Origin of the sequence: Bradyrhizobium stylosanthis (genome assembly GCF_001641335.1) — a bacterium.
Lineage (GTDB): Bacteria > Pseudomonadota > Alphaproteobacteria > Rhizobiales > Xanthobacteraceae > Bradyrhizobium > Bradyrhizobium stylosanthis.
The window spans coordinates 136,466-162,152 of the sequence record NZ_LVEM01000002.1 but is presented as its reverse complement, the minus strand read 5'-3'; the positions used below and the strand labels follow the sequence as shown (position 1 = coordinate 162,152).

General features: G+C 66.6%; 22 protein-coding genes. 8 read left to right on the top strand and 14 right to left on the bottom strand.

The features are described 5' to 3' along the window. Positions 1-8 precede the first annotated feature (8 nt). Both A7X65_RS12635 and A7X65_RS12630 read right to left on the bottom strand, forming a co-directional pair. Positions 9-1,550, bottom strand: a complete 1,542-nt coding sequence (locus A7X65_RS12635; RefSeq protein WP_167358240.1) for an alkaline phosphatase D family protein — start codon at positions 1,548-1,550, stop codon at positions 9-11. A gap of 165 nt (positions 1,551-1,715) precedes the next feature. Further along, complete coding sequence (locus tag A7X65_RS12630) at positions 1,716-3,161, bottom strand: TAXI family TRAP transporter solute-binding subunit (protein ID WP_063685171.1); 1,446 nt, start codon at positions 3,159-3,161, stop codon at positions 1,716-1,718. 153 nt (positions 3,162-3,314) lie between these two features. On the opposite strand from A7X65_RS12630, the gene A7X65_RS12625 reads away from it, so the two are divergent. Further along, the gene (locus tag A7X65_RS12625; protein ID WP_063685169.1) at positions 3,315-3,614 is read left to right on the top strand and encodes a 4a-hydroxytetrahydrobiopterin dehydratase; all 300 of its coding nucleotides are present in this window, start codon (positions 3,315-3,317) and stop codon (positions 3,612-3,614) included. Between the two features lie 104 nt (positions 3,615-3,718). Next, positions 3,719-4,111, top strand: coding sequence for a YkvA family protein (locus tag A7X65_RS12620; RefSeq protein ID WP_063685167.1), 393 nt, complete (start codon positions 3,719-3,721; stop codon positions 4,109-4,111). 191 nt (positions 4,112-4,302) lie between these two features. On the opposite strand, the gene A7X65_RS12615 is transcribed toward A7X65_RS12620, so the two are convergent. From A7X65_RS12615 to A7X65_RS12605, 3 genes are all read right to left on the bottom strand, one after another. Continuing rightward, the gene (locus A7X65_RS12615; RefSeq protein ID WP_063685165.1) at positions 4,303-5,457 is read right to left on the bottom strand and encodes a TAXI family TRAP transporter solute-binding subunit; all 1,155 of its coding nucleotides are present in this window, start codon (positions 5,455-5,457) and stop codon (positions 4,303-4,305) included. An 18-nt stretch (positions 5,458-5,475) separates the two neighbouring features. Continuing rightward, a complete protein-coding gene (locus A7X65_RS12610) occupies positions 5,476-6,360 on the bottom strand; it encodes a hypothetical protein (RefSeq protein WP_063685163.1) in 885 nt (294 codons plus the stop codon). A 394-nt stretch (positions 6,361-6,754) separates the two neighbouring features. After that, positions 6,755-7,729 (bottom strand): NADPH:quinone oxidoreductase family protein, encoded by a 975-nt coding sequence (locus A7X65_RS12605; protein ID WP_063685161.1) that lies wholly within the window; start codon positions 7,727-7,729, stop codon positions 6,755-6,757. Positions 7,730-7,958: 229 nt separating this feature from the next. On the opposite strand from A7X65_RS12605, the gene A7X65_RS12600 reads away from it, so the two are divergent. From A7X65_RS12600 to argG, 6 genes are all read left to right on the top strand, one after another. Continuing rightward, positions 7,959-8,798 (top strand): SDR family oxidoreductase, encoded by an 840-nt coding sequence (locus A7X65_RS12600; protein WP_063685159.1) that lies wholly within the window; start codon positions 7,959-7,961, stop codon positions 8,796-8,798. A gap of 106 nt (positions 8,799-8,904) precedes the next feature. Beyond that, positions 8,905-9,555, top strand: coding sequence for an invasion associated locus B family protein (locus A7X65_RS12595; protein WP_063685157.1), 651 nt, complete (start codon positions 8,905-8,907; stop codon positions 9,553-9,555). Between the two features lie 198 nt (positions 9,556-9,753). Then, positions 9,754-10,956, top strand: a complete 1,203-nt coding sequence (gene rlmN, locus A7X65_RS12590; protein WP_063685155.1) for a dual-specificity RNA methyltransferase RlmN — start codon at positions 9,754-9,756, stop codon at positions 10,954-10,956. Between the two features lie 127 nt (positions 10,957-11,083). Next, the gene (locus A7X65_RS12585; RefSeq protein ID WP_063685153.1) at positions 11,084-11,578 is read left to right on the top strand and encodes a hypothetical protein; all 495 of its coding nucleotides are present in this window, start codon (positions 11,084-11,086) and stop codon (positions 11,576-11,578) included. A gap of 82 nt (positions 11,579-11,660) precedes the next feature. Then, positions 11,661-12,437 (top strand): phosphatase PAP2 family protein, encoded by a 777-nt coding sequence (locus tag A7X65_RS12580; RefSeq protein ID WP_063685151.1) that lies wholly within the window; start codon positions 11,661-11,663, stop codon positions 12,435-12,437. A 92-nt stretch (positions 12,438-12,529) separates the two neighbouring features. After that, entirely contained in the window at positions 12,530-13,867 is a 1,338-nt protein-coding gene (gene argG / locus A7X65_RS12575; RefSeq protein WP_063685149.1) for an argininosuccinate synthase, read from the top strand. 327 nt (positions 13,868-14,194) lie between these two features. Here the strand turns inward: argG and A7X65_RS12570 are convergent, their stop codons facing one another. The 9 genes from A7X65_RS12570 to sdhA form a co-directional block, all read right to left on the bottom strand. Continuing rightward, positions 14,195-16,264: an OmpA family protein gene (locus A7X65_RS12570; protein ID WP_063685147.1), complete on the bottom strand. Its 2,070-nt coding sequence runs from the start codon at positions 16,262-16,264 to the stop codon at positions 14,195-14,197. A 167-nt stretch (positions 16,265-16,431) separates the two neighbouring features. Further along, entirely contained in the window at positions 16,432-16,695 is a 264-nt protein-coding gene (locus tag A7X65_RS12565) for a hypothetical protein (RefSeq protein ID WP_063685145.1), read from the bottom strand. Then, positions 16,692-17,177, bottom strand: coding sequence for a pyridoxamine 5'-phosphate oxidase family protein (locus A7X65_RS12560; RefSeq protein ID WP_063685143.1), 486 nt, complete (start codon positions 17,175-17,177; stop codon positions 16,692-16,694). Before A7X65_RS12560 ends, A7X65_RS12565 begins: the two co-directional genes overlap by 4 nt. Before the next feature lie 65 nt (positions 17,178-17,242). Then, a complete protein-coding gene (locus A7X65_RS12555; protein WP_063685141.1) occupies positions 17,243-17,629 on the bottom strand; it encodes a VOC family protein in 387 nt (128 codons plus the stop codon). Positions 17,630-17,654: 25 nt separating this feature from the next. After that, positions 17,655-18,479: an FkbM family methyltransferase gene (locus tag A7X65_RS12550; protein ID WP_063687639.1), complete on the bottom strand. Its 825-nt coding sequence runs from the start codon at positions 18,477-18,479 to the stop codon at positions 17,655-17,657. A gap of 240 nt (positions 18,480-18,719) precedes the next feature. Then, positions 18,720-20,672: an ABC transporter ATP-binding protein/permease gene (locus tag A7X65_RS12545; RefSeq protein ID WP_063685139.1), complete on the bottom strand. Its 1,953-nt coding sequence runs from the start codon at positions 20,670-20,672 to the stop codon at positions 18,720-18,722. A 52-nt stretch (positions 20,673-20,724) separates the two neighbouring features. Continuing rightward, positions 20,725-22,854 carry a hybrid sensor histidine kinase/response regulator gene (locus A7X65_RS12540; RefSeq protein ID WP_082884924.1) on the bottom strand — a complete coding sequence of 710 codons (2,130 nt, stop codon included), beginning with the start codon at positions 22,852-22,854 and terminating at the stop codon, positions 20,725-20,727. 188 nt (positions 22,855-23,042) lie between these two features. Next, complete coding sequence (locus tag A7X65_RS12535) at positions 23,043-23,825, bottom strand: succinate dehydrogenase iron-sulfur subunit (protein ID WP_063685135.1); 783 nt, start codon at positions 23,823-23,825, stop codon at positions 23,043-23,045. Positions 23,826-23,849: 24 nt separating this feature from the next. Then, positions 23,850-25,685 (bottom strand): succinate dehydrogenase flavoprotein subunit, encoded by a 1,836-nt coding sequence (gene sdhA, locus A7X65_RS12530; protein ID WP_063685133.1) that lies wholly within the window; start codon positions 25,683-25,685, stop codon positions 23,850-23,852. Positions 25,686-25,687 lie beyond the last annotated feature (2 nt).

The window sequence follows — 25,687 nt, the reverse complement described above, 5'->3', positions numbered from 1 at the left end:
GCTAGCGGTCAGGCCTGCTTCGGATCGAGCGTGGTGGACCACAGCGCGACATCGGCGCGGTCGCGCAAGGTCACCGTCATCCGGCCGGAGGCGCCGTCGATCTTGACGTGACCGAAGAACTGCATGCCGGCGGAGGGCGCAAGGTTCTGGTTGTCCTTGCCCGGCGCCTTGACGAAGCGGACCTCGGGCCCAAACGTGTTGTCGAGCGCGTTCGGTCCGAACGTGCCGGCGTGCAGCGGGCCGGAGACGAACTCCCAGAACGGCTCGAATTCCTGGAATTGCGCCTTGTTCGGATCGTAGTAATGCGCGGCGGCGTAATGCACATCCGCTGTCAGCCACACCGTGTTGCTGACCGGCGCCGTCTTGATGAAGCGGAGGATGTCGGCGATCTCGAACTCGCGGCCGCGCACCGGGCCATCGCCCTGCGCAACGGCCTCCGAGCCGCCCTGCGGCGTGTCCGCGACGACGAGGCTGATCGGCATGTCCGACGCGATCACCTTCCATGTCGCACGCGAATTCAAAAGGCCGCGCTTGAGCCAGGCGATCTGGTCCGGGCCGAGGAAGTAGCTCGCCGGACCGTAGGCGGTTTCGAGATTGGCGCCGTTGGGACCGCGATAGCTGCGCTCGTCGAGCACGAACACGTCGAGATGCGGACCGTACGAGATCTGGCGATAGACGCGGCCGGGCTCATTGATGCTCTCGCGCATCGGGTACATCTCGTGGAAGGCGCGGCCCGCGCGGGCCGCGAGCAGCTCGATGTCGCGCACCTTGTAGGCCGCCGGCAGATCCTTCGACAGCGACCAGTTGTTGGTCACCTCGTGGTCGTCCCACTGCACGAAGATCGGCACTTCGGCATTGAAGGCGCGGAGATTGTCGTCGGTGAGATTGTATTTGTGCGCGGCGCGATATTCGTCGAGCGTCTCGGCGACCTTGGCCTTCTCCGGAATGGTGACGTTCTTCCAGATCTTGCCGTCGGGGAGCTTCACCTCGGATGCAATGGGCCCGTCGGCATAGATCGTGTCGCCCGAGTGCAGGAAGAAATCCGGGCGGTGCTTGCGCATTGCGGAGAAGGTGAACATGCCGCCGTCATCGGGATTGATGCCCCAGCCCTGGCCTGCGACGTCGCCGCCCCAGACGAAGCTGACGTCGCGGCGGTCGGCGGGCGCGGTGCGGAAGCGGCCAACCACAGCCTCGCCCTCGATCGCGCTGTGGGAGAGATCGCGGAAGCGCACGCGATAGAAGATATCCTGTCCGCCGGGCAGGTTCTCGATCAGCATCTTCGCGGTGAAGTCGCTCTCGGGGAGCGCTGCGATCGGCGGCAGCGCGCGGGCGTCCTTGAAGGAGTCCGTTGTCGCCACTTCGACCAGCATCTGCGAGGGGCGGTCGGCGCGCGCCCAGACCACGCCGCCGTCGACGGTGACGTCGCCCGACTGTACGCCATGGGTGACCGCCGGCCGATCGGCCGCGCGCGACAGATAAGGCATCGCGACAGCGCCGAGCGCGCCGGCCCCGGTGGAGAGGAAGCGGCGGCGGGAGAATTTGATGTTCATGGCTGGCTCGCTGGCTGACTTGTGCCGGTCTCGCACCGTCATTCCGGGATGGTGCGCGAGCACCAGGCCCGGAATTTCGAGATTCCGGGTTAGCGCTCTGCGCACCCCGGAATGACGGCGGAAGCTATATTGAGACAATGTGACGCAGCAATAACGCAGGCCGGCTTACGCGTTGCCGGCGGCCCTGAATTGCGCGCCCGTACGCTGCAGGTTCTGCTGCAGGCTGAACAGCACCGCCTTGCGGTCGGCGACGGCGGCGTGGAACTGGTCGAGCGCGATGTTGAAGGCCGCGAGCGAGCCCTCCTCGATCGCGCCGTGATCGAAGCAGCGCAGCGTGTCCCGCAGGATCTCGTCGGCCTCGGCCTGCATCTGGTCGAGCTCTTCGGTCGTCTCGCTCTTGCGCGCGGCGGCGATCATGTCCAGCAGCCGCTCGCGCAGATGGCTGTTGTTGTCGCGCTCGTCCTTCTTCAGATAGCCGGCGAACCAGGCGCCGAGCGAGCCCATGGCGGACAGCGCCATCAGGCCCCACCAGATGTAATCGCTGTATTTGTCGAGGAAGGTCTTCTCCTCGCCGTCGACGAAGGCGGCGGCGCCAGGATGCACCGGGATCACCGCGTCCTTGTCGGTGTCGGGCGTTTCGATCTTCGCCGCGAGTGGGAATTCGGTCACCAATTGCTGGCGCACGGCGAACAGCTGGCGCGTGAACGCCGCGATGGTGGTTTCGGACACGCCTTTTCGCGCCACGATGTGGTGCGAGAAGCTGATGGTCTTGACCTCGTCCTCGGGGCGGGCGGGCGAGCCACCATAGGTGCCGGCGGGAATCTCGGAGGCTTCATAGACCGGATGGTTCTGCGCGATCGCATCCGCGGAATCGATGGCGAGGAAGGTCGGCGCACCGAAATCCTTGATGGAAGCGGCGATCGCGTCCGCCGTGATCTTGCTGTTGACGGGACCGGCGGCGAGATAGACGTCGGCCTTCTGGGATTTGATCGCCTCGGCAGCCTCGTTGGCCGGAAACTGGATGATGTCGACCTTGGCCGGATCGACGCCGTATTGCTGCAAAATCACCTTGAGCAGATTGACGTTGGCCTGGGTGCGGCCGACCACGCCGACGCGATGGCCGGCGAGCTGCGCGATCTTGGTGATCTTGGGGCCCTTCTTCTTGCCCTTGCCCTGGACCGACCACAGCACCACGACGTTCTTGCGCAGGGTGGCGACCGCCTGTGCGTTCTTCGGCACGTCGACGTCGCCGCGCACGATGGCGAGATCGACCTTGCCCTCGGCGAGCGCCTCGGCGCTTGCTGTGGCGCCGTCGGTCTGGATCGGGCGCAGCCGCACCTGACTCTTGTTCTGGGAGAAGGCCTGCGTCAGCGCCTGCACGACCTTGACGTCGTCGCTGTTGGCGGGGCCGACCGCGATCTTCAGCGTCACGGGGCGCATCGCGAAATAATAGCCGCCGGCGAGCGCGCCGATGATGGCAAGCACCAGCGCCAGAGACACGAGCGCCGTCTTCCGCGCCGCGGATCGCGGCGAAGGCGGAGAGGGCGCTTCGGCCAGGTCCAGACCCCCGGTCATCGATCTCCCAAACAGGCGTTTCAGGCTCAGCTTCATCTCGGCCGGCAATTTAGGCCCACAATTGTAGCAAATTTCCTGTCCGCCGGGGTTACATCTCCGTCATGGTTAGCGGATCGGCGAGAAACCCCGTGAACCGGGACCGTAAGCACTGTGTTAGGGTAAAAGTTCCCCTGAAGCACGGAGACGATCATGGCAGAACGGCTGGCGGCGGACGCACGCAAGCAGGCCCTGGGTGGTATCCCGGGCTGGACCGAAGTCGGGGGGCGCGACGCGATCGCAAAGACCCTTGTCTTCAAGGATTTCAACGAGGCCTTCGGATTCATGACCCGCGCGGCGCTGGTCGCCGAGAAAATGGACCATCACCCCGAATGGCGTAACGTCTACAAGACCGTGGAGGTGGTGCTGTCGACCCATGATGCTGGCGGCGTCACGGCGCTCGACATCGAGCTCGCCAAGGCGATGAACGCCATTGCTAGGTCTACGGCCTAGCTGACACCAGGCTGACATCTTGCAGCGATGGGCCGCATCCCCATCTTGTGATCAGCAGGGCATGCGGCGATCCGCCGCCCCTTGGATGAACGGAGAGTTGGAGCATGGCTGCCGAGCACAGCGTCGGCTTCGAGCCGGCCGATCGGCTCGCGGAAGATCGTGAGAGCGTGCGCCGCCGCTTCTGGCGCAAGCTGAAGCGCGTCGCCGCACAGCTGCCGTTCGCCGAGGATCTTCTCGCGGCTTACTACTGCGCGTTCGACCTGCAGACGCCGCGCCATGTCCAGGCATCGCTGCTGGGCGCCATCGCCTATTTCATCCTGCCGCTCGACTTCGTCCCCGACGTGATGCCGATCCTCGGCTTCACCGATGACGCCGCCGTGCTCGCCACCGCCATCCGCATGGTCGCCACTCACATCACGCCCGAACACCGCGAAGCCGCCCGCGCCGCGCTGAAGCGGGGTGTGGGAGACGCGGAGGTGGATGCGGAAGCGGCTTAGCCGCTGTCGCCCCGCCCTCCACTGTCATTCCCCGCGAAGGCGGGGAATCCAGTACGCCGCGGCCTATCGATCAATCGCAACCATCTCAGAATACTCGATCGCCCGGTCCTGGTGCGCAATTGCGCACTGGCCGGGCGATGACAGCTCGCGTGTGGACGGTGCTTGCGCTGCTTCGCTGCTCGCGACAACCTCTACCTCTTCTCCGCGCGCGCCTTGTCCGCGTCCCAGGCCTGGAACTGCTTGAACAGCGTCTCCCTGTCCGCGTCGGAGACCTGCCCAGCGTTCGGGCTCTGCTTCAGGAACGCCTCGAAGCGCTGCCGCGTCACCGGTTCGACGCCGTGCTTGTCGAGCCATTGCTGCGCCACCGGCAACCTGTTCCAGCCGGATAGCGGCGCCGCGAGCGAGACCTCCTTCCATTTGGGATGGAACGGCGGGTTCTGCAGTGCCGGAAATTTCGTGAAGAACGCGTCCACGAACAGCGCGAGCTTGCGATAACGTTCGGTGTTGGGCGCCCAATTATAGGCCGCGAGCACCGCGGGCACCGCGATCGTGTCCACGCTCTCGCCCTCCTTGATCAGGTTCGGATAGTCCTTGGCCGTCAGCGTCGCCGGCAGATAGTCGCTCTGCAGCGGCTTGGCGTAGTCCACCTTGGCGAGATGGAAGCGGCCGTCATTGCCGAAGGTCGAGACCGATTTGTACGGCTTGCCGCCGACCACGATGACCGCGTCGATCTCGCCGGCCTTCAGCTTCTCCATCGCGATGCGCTGCTCGACATAGACGAACTTCGCCTTGATCCCGAGCCGCTCGAACACGGTGAGCGCGGTGACGAAGGTGCCGCCGTTCGGCAGGTCCACGCTGACGGTCTTGCCTTCGAGATCCCTGAGTGTCGCCACCGATTTCGGCGCGATCACCTGCATCTCCTCGTTGTACAGCTTCGTCACATAGGTGAACTGCCGCTTGATGTCCTTAGCAAAGCCCTTGCGCTCGAGATAGTCGAGCGTGTCGGCGCGCACCACGCCGAGATCGACGCCCTGCAGGAACAGGATGTCGGCGACGCTCTGCACCGAGCCGCGGCCGACGATCGGCAGCACGCGGATTTTGTTGCCGTCGTCGAGCACCGAGGCAAGGTCGGCGCCGAACTGCACATAGGTGCCGCCGATCGTGCCCGTGATCAGCGTGACGGTGTTGGCGTTCAGCGACTGCTTGGTCGAGCTCGACCCGAACTGGAAGATGGCCTTCAGGCTGTCCGAGACCTTGGCCGGATCGTATTCGGTCTGCTCGGCGCGAGCGGCGACGGCACAGATCGTCATGATGGCGGCAAGCGCCACTTTCAAAGCGTTACGCATGATGTCCTCTGACGTGGTCTAGTTCGAGAGCCGGGCGAGGCGCTGGCGCGCCTCCGCCGATCCAAGCGTGGCCGCGCGCTGGTACCAGTCGCGGGCGGCTGCCGCGTCGGCCGTCACGCTTCGCGCATCGCTGGTGCCGAGCACGGCCGGATCATAGGTCTGCGCCAGCAGCAGCGCGGCCGTTGCGTCTTTTGCATTGGCGGCGCGTTCGAGCAGCAGGCGCGCGGCGGCGATGTCGCCGACGCCGATCAGGCTTCTGGCGCGCGTCATCAGCCCTGCCAGCGTGTCGGCGTCGAGCGTCCTGGCCGGCTCGGGCGGTGCCGGCTGCGCCGCCACGGGCACGGGCGCCGGCGTCGGCGCTTGGACCTGCACTGGAGGTTGGCTTTGGGTTTGGGCTTGCAGCGCGGTCTGGTAGGCGGTCGCAATCGCCTCGCGGCTTGGTGTCGAAGGCGCCGGAAGCTCCTGCTTGTCGGCGCTCGCCAGCATCGCGTTGGTCACGCGGGCCGGATCCTTCAGCGGGGTCTGACGTGCAGCGGGCGCATTCACGACCGCCGCCGCCTGCTCGGAAGCTGCATCTGGAGAATTGCCGCCGATGTTGGCGGCGAGGCTGCGCAGATCGGATTGAAACAGCACGGCCGCAATCGCCGCGGCGGATATCGCAAGCCCGGCAGCGGCAACGCGATACGCGATCCAGGTTCTGGAACGCAGTGCCATCGGCGCATATTCCCGCGGGTCGGGCGCTCCGAGCGGGTCGGAGAGGAACAGCGGAATTGGATCGTCCTGCGGAAGATCGGCGCGCCTGGCGCGCGCACGGATGTAGTCCGCGGTGGACGAGTGTGATGCAGATCGATCGGAGTCGAGCGCGCGCGACTCCTTCGACGGACGGTAGGCCGTCGTCTCCATGGTGTGATGCTCCCCATTACTGACGCAACGCAGGGGCAGTCCCGGCTTCAGTCTTCTTGTTTTTGTCCAGAAGCGCCCCGCAAACTGGAACCGGTAAATCGCCGTCCGATTCAGCCCAAAAAACGACGGCCGTTTGCGCGAATCTGGAGATATTTGGGTTTGATTACGGCGAGGCGGCGGAATGCACCGCAATTTTGGCCGCAATGGTTGAGGGGATTTTACCATGCGCGCGAGGGCCGCTGTCGCGCGAGAAGCGTGAGTTGCCCGTGCCGCCCGCGGCGTCTCGGCTAAATCACTGATGTCTCTGGAATACTGGATCGCCCGGTCCTAGTGCGCAATTGCGCACTGGCCGGGCGACGACAGCGAGCGTGTGGCGATGGCGTGCCTCGCATCCTCACGGATGCAGGATCACCTTGCCCATGGCCTGGCGTCCCGCCAGCACCTTCAGCGCATCCGCGGTCTGTGCCAGCGGGAAGGTGCGGTCGACATGCGATGAAATCTTTCCTTCCGCCGTCCACTTCACGAGCTTCTCGAGATTGGCGCGGTTCTTGGCCGGGTTGAGCCTGGTCCAGGCGCCCCAGAACACGCCGCGGATGTCGCAGCCCTTCAAGAGCGCGAGGTTCAGCGGCATCTTCGGGATGTCGCCGGCGGCAAAGCCGATCACCAGGAAGCGGCCTTCCCAGGCGATCGAGCGCAGCGCCTGCTCGGCATAGGCACCGCCCACCGGATCGAAGATGATGTCGACGCCCTTGCCGTCCGTCAGCTTGCGCAGGCCTTCCTTCAGATCTTCCTTGCCGTAGTTCAGCGTCAGCTCGGCGCCATGCTTCTTCGCGAATTCGAGCTTCTCGTCGGAGGAGGCGCAGGCGATCACCTTCAGGCCCATCAGCTTGCCGAGCTCGCAGGCGGCAAGGCCGGTGCCGCCGGCGGCGCCCAGCACCGCGAGCGTCTCGCCCGGCTTCGGGCTGGCGCGATCCTCCAGCGCATGCAGCGCGGTGCCGTAGATGATGATGATGCCGGCCGCGCGGTCATAGTCGAGATTGTCGGGGATCTTGACGATCGAGGCCGCCGGCAGCGCGATCTTCTCGCGCGCGCCGTTGTGGCCGCAGGAGGCGACGACGCGGTCGCCGACCTTGAGGTCGGTCACGCCGGGGCCGATGCTCTCGATCACGCCGGCGACTTCCGCAGCGGGCGAGAACGGGAACGGCGGCTTGATCTGGTACTTGCCCTGGATCATCAGGATGTCGAAGAAGTTCAGCGCCGCCGCCTTGATCGCGATCACGGCCTCGCCGGGACCCGCCACAGGATCCGGCACGTCTGCCAGGACGAGATCGTCGGGCTGGCAATATTGCGAGCAGAGGATGGCTTTCATGGCGGCACCTTGGGGCGTTTCGAGTGGAATTATAGTTGGGTCGGTTTTGCCGGATTTAGCCACGGGCGACAATCCGGATTCTTTGCCCGGAATGATGCGCAGGCCTATTCTCGCGTCATCGCGAGCGCAGCGAAGCGATCCAGAGTCCGTCCTGCGGAAATAGTCTGGATTGCTTCGTCGCTTCGCTCCTCGCAATGACGAAACCCGCGGGAAGAAAGGGATTCAAACGATGTTTGAAACGGGTCTGCTCAGGGACAAGCGCATCCTCGTCACCGGCGGCGGCTCGGGTCTCGGCGCTGCGATGGGGCGCCGCTTCCTCGCGCTCGGCGCCGAGCTCGTGATCTGCGGCCGCAAGCACGAGCGGCTCGAGGCAACTGCGAACGAGATGCGCGAACAGACCGGCGGCAAGGTTACCACCATCGCCTGCGATATCCGCGACGGCGCCGCCGTGGACGGCATGATGGACACGATCTGGCGCGAGGCGGCGCTCGACATTCTCGTCAACAATGCTGCCGCGACCTTCATCGCGCAGAGCGAGCATCTCTCCTTCCGCGCGGCCGACGCGATCCTCGCGCCGACATTGCACGGCGCGATGTACTGCACGCTCGCCGCCGGCAAGCGCTGGATCGAGGGTGGGCATGGCGGCGTCGTGCTCTCGATCCTCTCGACCTCCACCATCACCGGCCGCGCCTTCACCGTGCCATCGGCGATGGCGAAATCGGCGGTGCTGGCGATGACCAAAAGTCTTGCCGTGGAATGGGGCCCGAAGGGCATCCGCACCGTCGCGATCCCGCCGGGTCCGTTCCCGACATCGGGCGCATCGGACCAGCTCCGCCCCGAAGGCCGCGACGAGGGGTGGACCGCGCGCAATCCGCTCGGCCGTACCGGCGAGCACGGCGAGCTCGCCGACCTCGCCAGCTTCCTGGTCTCCGATCGTGCGGGTTACATCAACGGCGAGATGGTGGTGATCGACGGTGGCGCGCATTTGCGCAGTTCCGGCGCCGAGGACCTGCTCGGCTGGACCGACGCGCAATGGGCCGCCCAGCGCGCCGCGCGATCCAAAGGCTGACCCGCTAACTGCCTTCCCAAATTGGACTTTCCCGGCTATCCCTGCACCGGGGACAAAGCGCGGCCGGGCCATCTTCCAGTCACAATATTGAGGGAACCACTCCACCATGTGGCGGGTGCTATCTTTGGCTTTGATGATGGGCGTGGCGGCGTGGGGAATCACTGATTCCGCGCGGGCTCAGACGGCGCAACCAGCGCCCAAGGCTGCAGCACCCAAAGCCGCTGCACCGGCAGCCAACACGGCGGCCAAGACCGCTGCAAAGCCCGAGAGCAAGCCGGCGGGCCCGGCCGTCGCGGTTGCGGGTGGCGCGGAGCCCACGCTGATCGGCCAGTTCGGCACCTGGGGCGCCTATTCGGCGACGCCCAACGGCAAGAAGGTCTGCTTCGCGCTGGCCAAACCCTCGTCCTCGAAGACCAACCCGCCGAATCGGCCGCGCGATCCCGCCTATGCGTTCGTTTCGACCCGGCCGGCGGAAAAGGTGAACAACGAAGTCTCGGTCATGATCGGCTACGCGCTGAAGCCGGGCTCGGAATCATCGGTCGAGGTCGGCGGCGCCGCTTTTGCGATGTACACGCAGGGCGACGGCCTCTGGATCAAGAACGCGGCCGAGGAGGAGCGGATGGTCGAGGCCATGCGCAAATCCGCCGATCTCGTGGTCAAGGGCGTCTCGGCCAAGGGTACGGAGACCACCGACACGTTTTCGCTGAAGGGCCTCGCCCAGGCGCTCGACAAGATCGCCCAGGATTGTAGGCGGTAACGCCTAGGCGTTAAGGCTGAGGGCGATAAGGTCGCAATCGGCGGTTCCGGTTGCTATATAGGGGCGGTTCCAGATTTTTCGCCGTCATGGCCGGGCTTGTCCCGGCCATCCACGCGTTGCCGCGACCGAGGAAAGACGTGGATGCCGGGTCAAGCCCGGGCATGACGAGTTCAGACAGCAGTGATCTTAGGCCCATAAATGCAACCGACGACCGAGCCGCACAACGCAACACTGGTGGAGAAGACTCCGCTCGAAGTCTATGTACCGCCGGCGAAACCGTCGCTGATCGGCCTGTCGCGCAGCGAGCTGGCCGATCGCCTCGGCGAGATCGGCGTTGCGCCCGCGCAGCGCAAGATGCGCGTGCAGCAGCTGTGGCACTGGCTCTATTTCCGCGGCGCCCAGAGCTTCGACGACATGACCTCGATCTCGAAGGGCATTCGCGCCGAGCTCGCGCAGCACTTCACGGTCGATCGGCCCGAAGTCGTCGCCGAGCAGATCTCCAACGACGGCACCCGCAAATGGCTGCTGCGTCTGCCGAGCGGCGACAATGTCGAGAAGGCGCATGAAGTCGAGTGCGTCTACATCCCCGAGACCGACCGCGGCACGCTCTGCGTCTCTTCGCAGGTCGGCTGCACGCTGAATTGCTCGTTCTGCCACACCGGCACGCAGCGCCTGGTGCGCAACCTCACCGCCGGCGAGATCGTCGGCCAGATCATGGTCGCACGCGACCGCCTGAACGATTGGGCCGATCGCGAGGACGGCACGCGCCGCGTCACCAACATCGTGATGATGGGCATGGGCGAGCCGCTCTACAATTTCGACGCGGTGCGCGATGCACTGCTGATCGTCGGCGATAACGAAGGCATCGGCATCTCCCGCCGCCGCATCACGCTGTCGACCTCGGGCGTGGTGCCGAACATCGTGCGTGCAGGCGAGGAGATCGGCGTCATGCTCGCGATCTCGCTGCATGCGGTGCGCGACGAATTGCGCAACGAGCTGGTGCCGCTCAACCGCAAATATCCGATCAAGGAGCTGTTGCAGGCCTGCCGCGACTATCCCGGCGCCTCCAACGCGCGCCGCATCACCTTCGAATATGTGATGCTCAAGGGCGTCAACGATTCGCTCGACGATGCCAAGCTGCTGGTGAAGATGCTCAAGGGCATTCACGCCAAGATCAACCTGATCCCGTTCAATCCCTGGCCCGGCACGGCCTATGAATGCTCGGACTGGGACCAGATCGAAAAATTCTCCGAATACATCTTCAATGCCGGCTATTCCTCGCCGGTGCGCACCCCGCGCGGCCGCGACATCCTCGCCGCCTGCGGCCAGCTCAAGTCGGAGACGGAAAAGCTCAGCGCGCGCGAACGCCAGGCGCTGCGCGCCATGGCGATGACGGATTGAGGATGCGTGCCCGCGCTCTCGCACCCCCGTCATTGCGAGCGAAGCGAAGCAATCCAGCGTCTTTCCGCCGCGGCAATCTGGATTGCTTCGTCGCTACGCTCCTCGCAATGACGGTGAGAGTAGCGCCATGTCCCTGATCGGCCGCCTCATCGTCATATTCATCGGCTTCCTGGCCGCCTGTTTCGTCGGCGGCATGATCGTCGTCGGCGCGCTGCTGTTTCCGGAGTTTGCCGATCTCGGCGCAGGTCCCGTCGACCAGGGCGCGATCGACATCCTGCTCGGCTTCGGCTTCATCTTCGTCTCGGGTTTCGCGCTGGTGCCGGCGGCGGTGATCGTCGCCATCACCGAAGCGCTCTACATCCGCAGCGCGCTCGCCTATGCCGTCGGCGGCGGCCTTGTCGGGCTTGCCTGCTATCTCGGCCTCGTTCCCTTCCACTCCGACACGCTGCAGTTCGAGGGCATCGTGCGGCGGCATCTGGAAATCATGACGGGTGCGGGCATCGTCGCCGGCGTCGTCTACTGGCTGGTCGCCGGCCGCAACGCCGGCGCCTGGCGCAACCCGCCGCCCCCGCGCAAGCCGCCTCCGCCGCTGCCGTCGAATTCAACGCAAGATGCGCGGTGATTGCTGACCTTCCCCTGGAAGGGGAGGGTGGGCGCTTTCCCCGGGGTTTCCATCCCGCTCCCACTCCGCTAAACCGCGCGCCATGAACCGTACCGGACTCTTCATCGGCCTGGCGCTGTGGCTCGTGATCGGCGTTCTTTTCGGCCTCTATCCCGAGCTCGATCTCAAGCTGGCGTCGCTGTTCTTCGACCCCGAGACCAAAACCTTTCCGCTCAAATCGGTGGCCTGGGCGGGCTTTGTGCGCGACGCGGCGATGTGGATCGCCTGGGCCTTCGTGCTGCCTTCGCTGGTGGCGCTCGTGGTCAAGCTGTTTCGGCCGGACCGGCCGCTGATGGTGTCGGGGCGCGCGATGGTGTTCCTGCTGACGACGATCATCCTGTCGGCGGGCATCCTCACCAACCTCACGTTCAAGACCTATTGGGGCCGGCCGCGTCCGGTGGTGGTGACGCAGTTTGCCGGCGACCAGCAATTCGTGCCGTGGTGGGATCCGCGCGGCGGCTGTGCGCGCAACTGCTCGTTCTTCTCCGGCGAGGGCGCGACCGCGTTCTGGACGCTGGCCCCGGCCGCGCTGGCGCCGCCGGCGTGGCGGCCGCTCGCCTATGCCGCGGCGGTGATCTTCGGCGCGGTCACCAGCGGGCTGCGCATGGCCTTCGGCGGGCACTTCTTCACCGACGTCTCGATTGCCGGCCTCGTCACCTTCGTCGTGATCTGGCTGGCCTACGCACTGATCTACCGCTGGCCGCGGACGCGGTTCTCGGACGCGGCGGTGGACGCCGCGCTGACCCGGCTGGCCGCGCCCGGCTACCGCCTCCGCCAGCGCCTGTTCGGCCGCAAGACCGGCCCCGAACCCTCGATTTGAGCCATTAAATGCGTGCCGACCCCCGCGAAATTTGATATTCGCGCGGTCAAGCCCGTACCTTCATCAGCCCCTTGAGACCGATTGGAAGCCCCATGACCACGATCCTGAAAAGCCTGCCCAAGGGTGAGAAAGTCGGCATCGCTTTTTCGGGCGGTCTCGACACCTCTGCGGCGCTGCTCTGGATGAAGCAGAAGGGCGCGCGCTGCTACGCCTACACCGCCAATCTCGGCCAGCCCGACGAGGCCGACTACAACGAGATCCCGCGCAAGGCGGAAGCGTTCGGCGCCGAGAAGGCCGTGCTGGTCGATTGCCGCACGCAGCTCGTGCACGAAGGCATCGCCGCGATCCAGTCGGGTGCCTTCCACATCTCGACCGGCGGCATCACCTATTTCAACACCACGCCGCTCGGGCGCGCCGTCACCGGCACCATGCTGGTCGCGGCGATGAAGGAAGACGGCGTCAACATCTGGGGCGACGGCTCGACCTTCAAGGGCAACGACATCGAGCGCTTCTACCGCTACGGCCTGCTCACCAATCCGAGCTTGAAAATCTACAAGCCCTGGCTCGACCAGCAGTTCATCGACGAGCTCGGCGGCCGCGCCGAGATGTCGGCGTTCATGACCGCGCAGGGTTTTGCCTACAAGATGAGCGCCGAGAAGGCGTATTCGACCGACAGCAATCTGCTCGGCGCCACGCACGAGGCCAAGGATCTCGAGAGCCTCGACAGCGGCATCAAGATCGTCAACCCGATCATGGGCGTGCCGTTCTGGCGCGACGACTGCACTGTGAAGGCCGAGAAGGTCGTGGTGCGTTTCGAGGAAGGCCAGCCGGTCGCGCTGAACGGACAGGCCTTCACCGATCCCGTCGCGCTGTTCCTCGAAGCCAATGCCATCGGCGGCCGTCATGGCCTCGGCATGAGCGACCAGATCGAGAACCGCATCATCGAGGCCAAGAGCCGCGGCATCTACGAGGCGCCCGGCATGGCGTTGCTGCACATCGCCTATGAGCGCCTCGTCACCGGCATCCACAACGAGGACACCATCGAGCAGTACCGCATCAGCGGCATGCGCCTGGGACGTCTGCTCTATCAGGGCCGCTGGTTCGACTCGCAGGCCCTGATGCTGCGCGAGACCGCGCAGCGCTGGGTCGCGCGCGCCGTCACCGGCGAGGTCACGCTGGAGCTGCGCCGCGGCAACGACTATTCGATCCTCAACACCGAGAGCCCCAACCTCACCTATGCGCCCGAGCGGCTCAGCATGGAGAAGGTCGAGGACGCCGCCTTCACGCCGGCCGACCGCATCGGCCAGCTCACCATGCGCAACCTCGACATCGCGGACACGCGCACCAAGCTCGGTCTCTACTCAAAGACCGGCCTGCTGTCGGGCAGCGAGGGCTCGCAGATCTTCAAGCTCGAGAGCGATAAGGGCTGAGATCGTAGGGTGGGTTAGCCCTGCAGATGCGCGAAGCGCATCTGCTCGGCGTAACCCACCACGCTTCCGCATTTGCCGAACGAAGTTGGTGGGTTACGCCTTCGGCTAACCCACCCTACGCGTTCCATCCGTGTCCCGGACGCGATGCAGCGCGCAGCGGTGCGTCGCAGAGCCGGGACCCATGACCCAAATCCAACTGCATCCATAGTGTGTGGGCCCCGGCTCTGCAGCGCATCACTGCGTGCTGCGCTGCGTCCGGGGCATGAGAGCCCAAAACAAAAAAATGGCCGGGATCGCTCCCGGCCATTTGCATTGATGCGTGTCGCCTCAGCGCGGCGGCGGTGCCGCGTTGGCCTGGCCGCCGTTGAGCAGCGGCGTGATGCGGCGGACGGTGACGCGCCGGTTGATCAGGCTCGGCCCCTGCGTCTGCTCCTTCAGGTACTGCTCGCCGTAACCCTGCGACGTCAGGTTCTCCGCCGGCACGTTGAACTGCTGGGTCAGCAGCTCGGCGGCGGCCTGCGCGCGGCGGTCCGACAGCGACAGATTGTCGACGTCGTTGCCGACCGCGTCGGTGTGGCCCTCGATCAGGAACACCTCCTGCGGATTGGCCTGGAGCGCCTGGTTGATGCCGTCGGCGATCACCTGCAGCCGAGCCGCCTGGTCCGGCGGGATGGTCCACGATCCCGTTTCGAAGTTGATCGTGTTGACGTCGATGCTCGGCATCTGCATGCGGACGTTCGGGCTGTAGCGGATCTCGTCGAGCGAGTAGCGCCGATCGATCCGCTGCACCGGCGGTGCCCGCATGGTCTGGTAGATCACGTCCGGCGACGCTTCCTGGGCGTCGACGATGTAGCGATCGTAGGGGATGTTGACCACCGGCGGCGGCACGTCGACATAGAAGCCGCCGACCGCCCGCGGATCGCGATAGCTGTTGTCGATGATCACGATCTCGCGTCCGCGCGGGTCCCTGCGGATTCGCCGCAGCAGCGAACCGTCCGCGGCGACCACGGTGATGACCTCGCTGCCGTCGGGACGCACCACGACCGTCCGCGTTTCGCCGCCGACGGTATCGGTGCGGATGTCGCGGGCGCCGTAGCGGAAGCGATAGAGGTCGTTGCCGCGAACATACGCCTGCCCGCCCGGATCGCGGATGATGATGCGGTCCGGCTCGGTGTAGACGGTGCGGCCGCCTTCGACGACTTCGCGGCGCTGGCTGTGCATGTCGGCGATGGTCGCGCCGATCACTGCACCGGCCACCACGCCCGCACCGATCGCGAGCGGCGTCAGGTCACGCTGCTGCGGACGGGGGGGCGGCGGCAGCGGTGCTGCAACCGTCGGCGCGGCGCGGAAGGCCGGCGCAACCGTCGGCGGCCTGTATTGCGCCCTGTCGGGCGGAGGCGCTGCAGCCGGCGTGCCCGGCACGACTGTCGGCGCCGCAGCACCGGCGGGAGGTGCGGGCGGCCGTGCAGGGAGGTTGCCGGCCTGGGGCGGCGCAGCCGGAGTTCCGGCTGCGGGCGCGCCGGCAGGCGGCGTTCCACCTTGCTGGCCAGGAGCTGGCGTCGCCGCCGGAGCCGGAGGCGCGCCGGGAGCCGGCGCTGCCGATCCCGGACGTCCGGGCAGCGGCGTCGCGGCGCCACCGGGAGCCGGCGTTGCCGTCGGAGCGGGCGCTGCCCCTGCCGGCGGCGGAGGCGAACCGGGACGCACGCCGGGCGGCGGCGGTGGCACGCCGGGGCGGCCAGCCGGCGCCGCGCCCGGAGCGGGCGTCGCGGTCGGCGCAGGTGTTGCGGCCGGAGCCGGCGTTGTGGCCGGGGCAGGCGCGGCAGGTCGCACCGCCGGTGCTGCGGGCGGAGGGGCCGGGGGCGTCGCCGTGGGCGCAGGCGCCGGGCGCGCCGCTGCAGGGGGCGGCGGAGGCGGAGGCGTGTGCTGTGGAGCCGCGGCGGGAGGCGGCGTGGGAGCCGGACGTGCTGCAGGGGGCGGCGGAGGCGGCGGGGTCGGGGCATGCTGCTGCGGAGCCGCGGCCGGAGGCGGCGACGGCTGCTTCGGGGCGGCAGGCGGCGGGGGAGGCGGCGGCGGAGCCGGGCGGGCCGCAGGCGGAGGCGGTGGGGGCGGCGGCGCGGCAGGGCGCGCAGGCGCGGCAGCCGGCGGAGGCGCGGCGGGCGGGTGAGGCGGTGCCGCAGCGGGCGGCGGTGCGGCCGGGCGTGCCGGGGCTGCAGGCGGCGCGGCGCCTGGCGGGCCCTTCGGCGGCTGCTTCGGTTTTCCGTCAGGGCCAGTCTCTTGCTGTGGCTGGGCCTGCGCGACGACGAGCGGCGAGGCGCCCTGCGCATGCGATGCGGTGTTGGCCAATTGCATCGCGGTGAGAGCCGACGTCGCAAGCAGCACGAAACGAAGGTTGGTCATGATGGTGAACTTCCCCGGAAGGTTCTTTGACGAAGTGTTGGGATGAACAGCTACGCGTTAGGCCGCATTGTGGCGGGCGAAGCGGTCGTGGCCCGATTTATTTCTGCACGCAAATCACCTCACTATGGTGACGTTCATTGCGCATTCAGGCGTACGTTGCAATCGCCTCACATGTGATGCTTCGCCTCATATGCGATCCGCGGCGGCATTGCGTCCGTCGCGGGATTGGGAGTGAGCGGTCCGTTCGGCCCGCGCGATGGAATCTCTTCGGGCAAGCGGCCCGGCAATTCGTCGGGCCGCGGTGATTCGCCGGGCTCGCGCACCGGCGGCGTGATCTCGGGCTGCGGATTGCCGGGCGGAATGCCCGGCGGCGGCTCGGTCGGAGTGCCCGGTGTCGACGGTGGAATCTCGGGCGGCTCGATCGGCGTCACATCGAGACCTTGCGGTTCTCGCCGATATCGGGACGCGTGTTCGTCACCGCCGCGGCAGCCATCTTCACATAGGAGATCACCGTGCCCGGCGAGTCCCAGAACTCGGCGTCGTCAGGCGTGATCTTGAGCACGCGGATATTGGGATCCTCCGCGGAGTCCCACCATGCCTTCGCCGGCGTCGTGAACAGCTGCTTGATCTTCGCGCGGTCGTTGGAGACGGCGGCAGTGCCGGTCAGCGAAACATATTTCTGGCTGCCGGCATCGGCGAACGACAGGTTGATGGAGGGATTGCGCGCGATCTCCTCGTCCTTGTGACGGCGCGCGTCGGTGAGGAAGAAGATCGTGTTCGCGTCGCGATCGAGATAGGCGCTCATCGGCCGCGCGCGCAGCTTGTCGCCGTCGCGCGTCACCAGCATCGCGAATCCGATCTTCTTCATCAGATCCCAAACGCGGTCGACGTCGCGGGCATTGTCGTTGGCCATATCGTACTCCTTGCTGCAAGGATCGATAACGGCCCGCGGGATGCGATGTTCCAGCCGGAACCCGTCTATTCCGGCGCGTGACAGACGGCCTCGATGTTGTGGCCGTCAGGGTCGAGCACGAACGCGCCGTAATAGTTCGCGTGATAATGCGCCCGGATACCCGGAGGCCCGTTGTCGCGCCCGCCGGCGGCCATCGCCGCCTTGTAGAAGGCATCAACTGTGGCGCGGTCCTTGGCCGTGATCGCGATGTGCACCGGCTTGTTCATGGCGCCTTCGGCGCCGAACCAGAGATCAGGCTTGCCGCCTGCGCCGAAGCCGGCCGCCGCGGCGTGGCCGGTCTGCTCCGCCGTCACTTCCATGATCAGGCTGTAATCGAGCGGCGCCAGCGCCTTCGCATAAAACGCTTTCGCACGCTCGTAATCGGAGACCGAGAAACCCAGATGGTCGATCATCGCAAACCTCCGTTGCCTGATTCCGTCAGCGCGACAGGAACGTATTGCTCCGCGTCTTGCGCGCGACCGTGAAGCCGCGCGCGACCATGTCGGCAATACAATCCTGCTGCCATTCGTTTTGTGACAGATGCTCGATCACGACCGCGCGCGGCCACAGCGATTGCGGCGCGTCGCGGAAGAAGCCGATCAGCACGCGGTCCTCGAAACCTTCGACGTCGATCTTGAGCGAATCGACTCGGGTAACGCCGGCCTCGTCGAGAATGCGGGTCAGGCGCAGCGACGGCACCTTGATGGCTTCCGCGCTGGCCGTGCCGGTGACGACATGCGTGGCGCCGAGATTGCCGCCGCCGCTCTCGATCATCAGCTCGCCGTCACTGTCGCCCGCCGCGGCCTGAACCAGGCGCACCTGTGTTGCTTTCGATGCGGCATGGTTGAAGGCGAGCCGCCCGAAGGTGAGGGGATGCGGCTCGATCGCGACCACCTTGCCGGTTGCGCCGACCTGCTGCGCCATCACCAGCGCAAAGGTGCCGACATTGGCGCCGACGTCAACGAACACACCGCCCGCTGGCGTGTGCTGGCGCAGGAAATCGAGCTCGTCGAGATTGTAGTCAGGATTGAACAGCGCGCCGCGCTCGGTGGCGCTGCCCTGGTGATAGAAGCGGAACGAGGCGCCCTGATATTGCACGTCGATCGGCCCGCCGCGCAGCAGATTGACCAGCCGCGACATCCACGGCCGGAACGCGCCGCGCTTCAGCCCCGACTGCTGCGCGAGGCGAATGATCGCGGCCTGCGCCGCATTCGGCGCAAACGCGCCGAACGGCGCGGATGGAGGGGCATTGTCGGGCGTCAAGCAGCAGGTCCTCGTTGCAGGCGGCGCATGCATAGCCGGTTTTGGCGGGGACTCCAACGCTCGATGCGAGCCACAATCTCGGTGTCGTCCCGGCGCAGGCCGGGACCCATAACCACGAATGTGAGTGGTGTGCGAAGGCTCCCACTCCGATCTTCGCCAAACTGCTTCCTGGGGGTATGGGTCCCGGCCTGCGCCGGGACGACGAGCGAATCTTGGCTCGCTTGCGAGCGCTACGAAGCCTCAAGCCGCTTTCTTCGGCGCCTTGCGCTGCCGCAGGAATCGCCCGAGCAGCTTGCGCTTGCCCTTGCGCGGGATCAGGTCGATGTCGCTGACGAGCTTGGCGCCGCCCTTGCGGCGCTCCAGCACGATCTTGCGGCTGTGGAAGGCTTCCAGCTCGACGCGATGCGCGACGCTGACGATGGTCGCTTTGGGCAACTCGTCGGTGACCATCTGCATCATCTTGTCCTGGCTCTTCTCGTCGAGCGCCGAGGTCGCTTCGTCCAGCACGACGATGTCGGGGTTGTGCAGCAGCAGCCGCGCGAAGGCGAGGCGCTGCTTCTCGCCGCCGGATAGCGTCTGGTCCCACGGCCCCTCTTCCTCGATCTTCTCCTTGAGATGGTCGAGACCGACCTTGTGCAGGGCTTCGCCGATCTCCTCCTCGGTCCAGTTTTCGGCGGCGCCGGGATAGGCGACCGCGCGGCGCAGCGATCCCGAGGGTACGTAAGGCCGCTGCGGCAGCATGAACAGCCGCCGGTCGGCGTGGAAATTGACGCTGCCGCCGCCCCATGGCCAGAGCCCCGCGATGGCGCGCACCAGCGTGCTCTTGCCGGTGCCGGATTCGCCGGCGACCAGCAGCCGCTCGCCGGGCTCGATCACCACCTCGGTCTCTCCGACCACGGCCGTGCCGTCATCCAGCGTGACCGAGAGGTCGTGCAATTCCAGCATGGCGTCGTTGCTGGTCTCGCCGCGCTTGATGCGGCCGAGGCCGTCGCCCTGCTCGGCGCGCTCGAGGCCGTCGAGCGACATCATCAGCGAGGCGATGCGGCGCGCACAGGCGTTCCAGTCGGCGAGCCGCGGATAATTGTCCACCAGCCAGCCGAACGCGCTCTGCACGATGGTGAAGGCCGACGCCGCCTGCATTACCTGTCCCAGCGTCATGCTGCCGTCGAGGAATTTCGGCGCGCAGAGCAGGAGAGGCACGATGGGGGCAACGAGGCTCGATCCCTGCGAAACCAGCGTGGTGCGCATGTGCTGTCCGGCGAGCCGCGCCCATTGCCGCAGCACGCTCGTGAAGTTGCGGTCGATGCCGCCGCGCTCCTCCTCCTCGCCGCCGAGCAAGGCGATGCTCTCGCCGTTCTCGCGCACGCGCGTCAGCGTGTAGCGGAAGTCGGCCTCGGCCTGGTTCTTGTCCTCGGAGACCTGCACGAAGCGCCGGCCGATCACCACGATCGAGCCGGAGGCGATGGCGGCATAGAGCATCGCGGCGATCACGAGGAAGCCGGGAATGGTGACAGTGGAGCCGCCAAGCGTGACGGTGAGCGCGCCGCCGATGGTCCAGAGCACGACGATGAAGGTCACAGCCGAGAGCAGCGCCGAGGTGACGCCGGCGAGGAAATCCACCGGCGAGTCGGTCGCGATGCGCAAATCCTCCGCGATCCGGTATTCCGGATTCTTGTGGTCGCCGCCGACGAGGTTGAGCTGGTAGTAGCGGCCGTTGGTGAGCCAGCGGGTCAGCACGCTGCTGGTGAGCCAGCCCCGCCAGCGCCGCTGGATGCTCATGCGCGCGAACACCTGCGCGACGCCGAGCACGATGCTGCCGATCGCGAGCGGGAAGAAGACCGCAGTGAGATGGAAGACGGTGCCCGCATCGCGCTTCTCGATGGCGTCGAAGATCGCGCGATTCCAGACATTGATGCCGTACTGAAAGGCGACGGTGAGGACGATCAGCACGCCGAGCCCGAGCGAGAACGGCCAGGCCAGGCGGTCGCCGTTGCGGCTCCAGAAGCCGCGCGCGCTGATCCAGAAGCGCGTCAGCAGGTAATCCTTGCGCGCCTGCTCGGCCTCTTCGGGCGACAGCTCGGGATCGGGCTCGAGCACCTCCGGCGGCGGCGGCGCGACCTCGTCGCCGTTCTCGCCCTTGATTTCGACAATTGGCGTCTTGCCCTGTTCGCGTTGTCTGGCCGGCTTTTGCATGGCCGGGTAACGCCAGGGAACTCAGCCGGTTCCAGCCGGTTCCATGTTACTGCTATTCGGCGGCGCCGTCGCGCACCCGCCGCAGCCGCGCGGCGCGGTGCAGCACCTGCGACAATTCCTCGATCGAATAGGGCTTCTGCACGAGCTCGAAGCCGAGGTTGCCCTCCTGCGACAGCGCCTGGCTGTAGCCGGTGGTCAGCACGACCGGCACGCCGATGCTGCGATCGCGGATCGCCCGCGCAAGGTCGAGCCCGGTCATTCCCGGCATCACCACGTCGGAGAACACGACGTCGAAGCGATCCGCGTCCACGACGAGCTCGGCGAGCGCATCGGCGGCATTGTCGACCAGCGTGATGCTGTAGCCGAGCTCGGTGAGCCCGTCGGCGGCGAAATTGGCGAGCTCGATATTGTCCTCGACCAGCAGCACCGACATGCCGCTACCGGCCGCGGGCGCGGTGTCAGGTGCCTGCCGCCGCGGCAGCAGCTCCGCCGGCACGCGCGGCAGAAACAGCGAGAAGGAGCTGCCCTGTCCGACCTCGCTCGCCACCGTCACCTCGCCGCCGGATTGCCGGGCAAAGCCGAACACCTGCGACAGGCCGAGACCGGTGCCGTGTCCGACCTGCTTGGTGGTGAAGAACGGCTCGAAGACGCGCCCGAGCCGCGCGGCAGGAATGCCGACGCCGGTGTCGGCGACGGTCACGGCGACGAAGCCGAGGTCCCCCGCGATATGGCTGCCCGGAACGCTCGCCGCCGCCTCGACGGTGAAGCTGATCCGGCCCTTGCCCTGCATGGCGTCGCGCGCGTTGGTCGCCATGTTGATCAGCGCCGTCTCGAACTGGCTGGCATCGGCATTGACGAGGCACGGATCCGCCGGCAGCCGCATCTTGATCTCGATCGCGGGGCCCAGCAGCGTGGCGAGCATGTCGTGCAGCGACTGGATCCGCTCGCCGACGTCGAACACTTCCGGCTTCAGCGTCTGGCGCCGTGCGAAGGCCAATAGCTGCGAGGTCAGCCGGGCCGCGCGCGCGACCGCATCCGCGATCGCCGTGATGTAGCGCTGCCGCCGCTCCTCGGTCAGCTGCGGCCGGTTCAGCAGATCGACCGAGGCACGGATCACGGTCAGCAGATTGTTGAAGTCGTGCGCGACGCCGCCGGTGAGCTGCCCGAGCGCCTCCAGCCGCTGGCTGTGCTTGAGCGCCTCCTCGGCCTCCCGCCGCTTGGCGGCTTCGGCCTGGAGATTCTGGGTGCGCCGGAACGCGAAGGCGAGCAGCAGGAACAGCAGCGCGGTGGCGGGGATGCCGAACACCAGATGCTGGCCGATGGTCGCGTACCAGCGTGCCCGGATCGCCGACGTCTCCAGCCCGGCGCTGACATAGATCGGGTATTCGGCGACGCGCCTGTAGCCGATGCGGCGCTCGATCCCGTCCGACGGCCAGGCGATCGTCATGAGCCCCTGCGCGGGGTGCGCGGCGATCTCGCGGCCGACCGGCCCGCTTGGATCGAGCCGGAGGTCGCGGTCGAGCCGGGGGAAATGCGCCAGCATCACGCCGTCGGTGCGCCCCATCGCGAAAAAGCTGCCGGGATCGGAGCCGATCCGGGCATAGAAGCTCTCGAAATATTCCGGCAGCACCGAGGCCTGGATCACGCCGATGAAGCGGCCGTCGTCGGAGTCGCGGCGTCGGCTCACGCCGAAGAAGCGCGCGCCCTGGTAGGGCGGGCGCGGCGTCAGCGGCGTGCCGATGAAGGATCCGATGCTCTGGTCGACATGGACGTAGAAATAGTCGCGGTCGGCAAAGCCCAGTTCCGGCGGCGGCGAGGCGAGGCTGTTGACCAGCGCCTTTCCGTCGGCGTCGAAGATCCAGGCGGATTTGAGCTGCGGCAGCGAATCGGCCAGCCGCTTCAGCCGGGGGTGCAGCGCCGGCTCGCGCGCGCGGATGACCTCGTCGGGAAGTCCGCGCACGACCTCGTTGAGCTCGGACAGGCTGCGGTCGATGGTTTCGAACACCTTGAGCGCGTGCTCATGCGCGACGTCGAGCGTGCGCTGGATCTCGCGGTCGGCGATGTCGCGGGTGGAGTTGTAGGAGATCGTGGAGGCGATCACGAACAGCGCAATCGGCAGCGCCAGGGATGCAGCCATCATCCACTGCAAGAGTCTCAGCGAATTGCGTTGCGCGCCGTGCACGTTCGCTCCGGTCCAGACCGGAGAGCTTAACTGAACTTCCCGCCGGGAAGGAAGCGGCTTATGGCTGTAATCTTTGGTTGTATTGCGGCAAATCGCCCGCCACGCGCGTTGCGGCAAATTCTACTCAAAATGCCGCCGGCCGTGGCATACCCCGGCCGCGATGGCCGGGGGCCGTAGCATGAACGATGCTAGATCTGGCGCTCGACCATCTTGAGCTTGAGCTCGGCGATGGCCTCCGCGGGGTTCAGGCCCTTCGGGCAGGCCTTGGCGCAGTTCATGATGGTGTGGCAGCGATAGAGGCGGAACGGGTCCTCGAGATTGTCGAGGCGCTCGCCGGTCGCCTCGTCCCGCGAATCGGAGACCCAGCGGTTGGCCTGCAGCAGCGCGGCGGGGCCGAGATAGCGCTCGCTGTTCCACCAATAGCTCGGGCAGGAGGTCGAGCAGCAGGCGCACAGGATGCACTCGTAGAGGCCGTCGAGCTTCTCGCGGTCCTCGTGGCTCTGGCGCCATTCCTTCTGCGGTGTCGGCGAGGTCGTCTTCAGCCACGGCTCGACGGAGGCGTACTGCGCGTAGAAATTGGTCAGGTCGGGGACGAGGTCCTTCACGACCGGCTGGTGCGGCAGCGGATTGATCTTCACCGCGCCGTCCTTCACGTCATGCATCGAGCGGGTGCAGGCGAGCGTGTTCTGGCCGTCGATGTTCATGGCGCAGGAGCCGCAGACGCCTTCGCGGCAGGAGCGGCGGAAGGTCAGCGACGGGTCGATGTGGTTCTTGATCCAGATCAGGCCGTCCAGCACCATCGGACCGCAATCATGGGTGTCGACGTAATAAGTGTCGACGCTCGGATTCTTGCCGTCGTCCGGATTCCAGCGATAGACCTTGAACTCGCGCAGCTCGGTCGCGCCCGCGGGCTTCGGCCAGGTCTTGCCGCCGGTGATCTTGGAGTTCTTCGGAAGTGCGAATTCAACCATTTCGATAAGGCCTTCGCTGTTCGATCAGTACACGCGCGCCTTGGGCGGGATGTACTGCACGTCGTTGGTCATGGTGTAGTCGTGAACCGGGCGATACTCGATCTTGACCTTGCCCTTGTCGTCCAGCCAGGCCAGCGTGTGCTTCATCCAGTTCTTGTCGTCGCGCGCGGAGAAGTCCTCGCGGGCATGCGCGCCGCGGCTCTCGGTGCGGTTGGCGGCGGAGTCCATCGTCACCACCGCCTGCGAGATCAGATTGTCGAATTCCAGCGTCTCGATCAGGTCGGAATTCCAAACCAGCGAACGATCGGACACCGCGATGTCGGTGATGCCGCTGTGGACCTTCTCGATCAGGTGCTGGCCTTCGCTCAGGACTTCGCCGGTGCGGAACACCGCGCAATTGGTCTGCATCACGTTCTGCATGCCCTCGCGCAGCTTCGCGGTCGGGGTGCCGCCGGAGGCGTAGCGGTAATGGTCGAGACGGCCGAGCGCGAGGTCCGACGAGTTCGCCGGCAGCTCGGGCTGCTTGGCATTGGGCGTGAGCTTCTCGGCGAGGCGGAGCGCCGCGGCGCGGCCGAACACGACGAGGTCGATCAGCGAGTTGGAGCCGAGGCGGTTGGCGCCGTGCACGGAGACGCAGGCCGCTTCGCCGATCGCCATCAGGCCCGGGATGATCGCGTTGTCGTCGCCGTCCTTCTTGGTCAGCACTTCGCCGTGATAGTTCGTGGGGATGCCGCCCATGTTGTAGTGCACGGTCGGCACGATCGGGATCGGCTCGCGCGTCACGTCGACATTGGCGAAGATTTTTGCGGATTCCGAGATGCCCGGCAGCCGCTCGGCGAGCACCGCGGGATCGAGATGGTCGAGATGCAGGAAGATGTGGTCCTTCTTCTTGCCGACGCCGCGTCCCTCGCGGATCTCGATGGTCATCGCGCGCGAGACGACGTCGCGTGAGGCGAGGTCCTTCGCGGAAGGCGCATAGCGCTCCATGAAGCGCTCGCCTTCGGAGTTGACGAGATAGCCGCCTTCGCCGCGGGCGCCTTCGGTGACGAGACAGCCCGAGCCGTAGATGCCGGTCGGATGGAACTGCACGAACTCCATGTCCTGCATCGGCAGGCCGGCGCGCAGCACCATGCCGCCGCCGTCGCCGGTGCAGGTGTGCGCCGAGGTGCAGGAAGCGTAGGCGCGGCCGTAGCCGCCGGTGGCGAGGATCACGGTCTGGGCGCGGAAGCGGTGCAGCGTGCCGTCGTCGAGCTTGAGCGCGATGACGCCGCGGCAGGTGCCCTGGTCGTCCATGATCAGGTCGATGGCGAAGAACTCGATGAAGAACTCGGCCGCGTGGCGCAGCGACTGGCCGTACATCGTGTGCAGCATGGCGTGGCCGGTGCGGTCGGCGGCGGCGCAGGTGCGCTGCGCCTGCGACTTGCCGAACTCGGTGGTCATACCGCCGAACGGACGCTGGTAGATCTTGCCGTCCTCGGTGCGCGAGAACGGCACGCCCCAATGCTCGAGCTCGTAGACCGCGTCGGGCGCGTTGCGCACCATGTATTCGATCGCGTCCTGGTCGCCGAGCCAGTCCGACCCCTTCACGGTGTCGTACATGTGCCAGCGCCAGTCGTCCTTGTGCATGTTGCCGAGCGAGGCCGAGATGCCGCCCTGCGCCGCGACCGTGTGCGAGCGGGTCGGAAACACCTTGGTGATGCAGGCCGTCTTCAGGCCGGCTTCGCTGCAGCCGACCACGGCGCGCAGACCGGCGCCGCCGGCGCCGACCACGACGACGTCGTAGGTGTGGTCTTCGATCGGATAGGCTTTTCCGTTGGTGGCGGGAGCGCCGTTGCCCTTGCCATTGGTCTCAGCGGCCATGG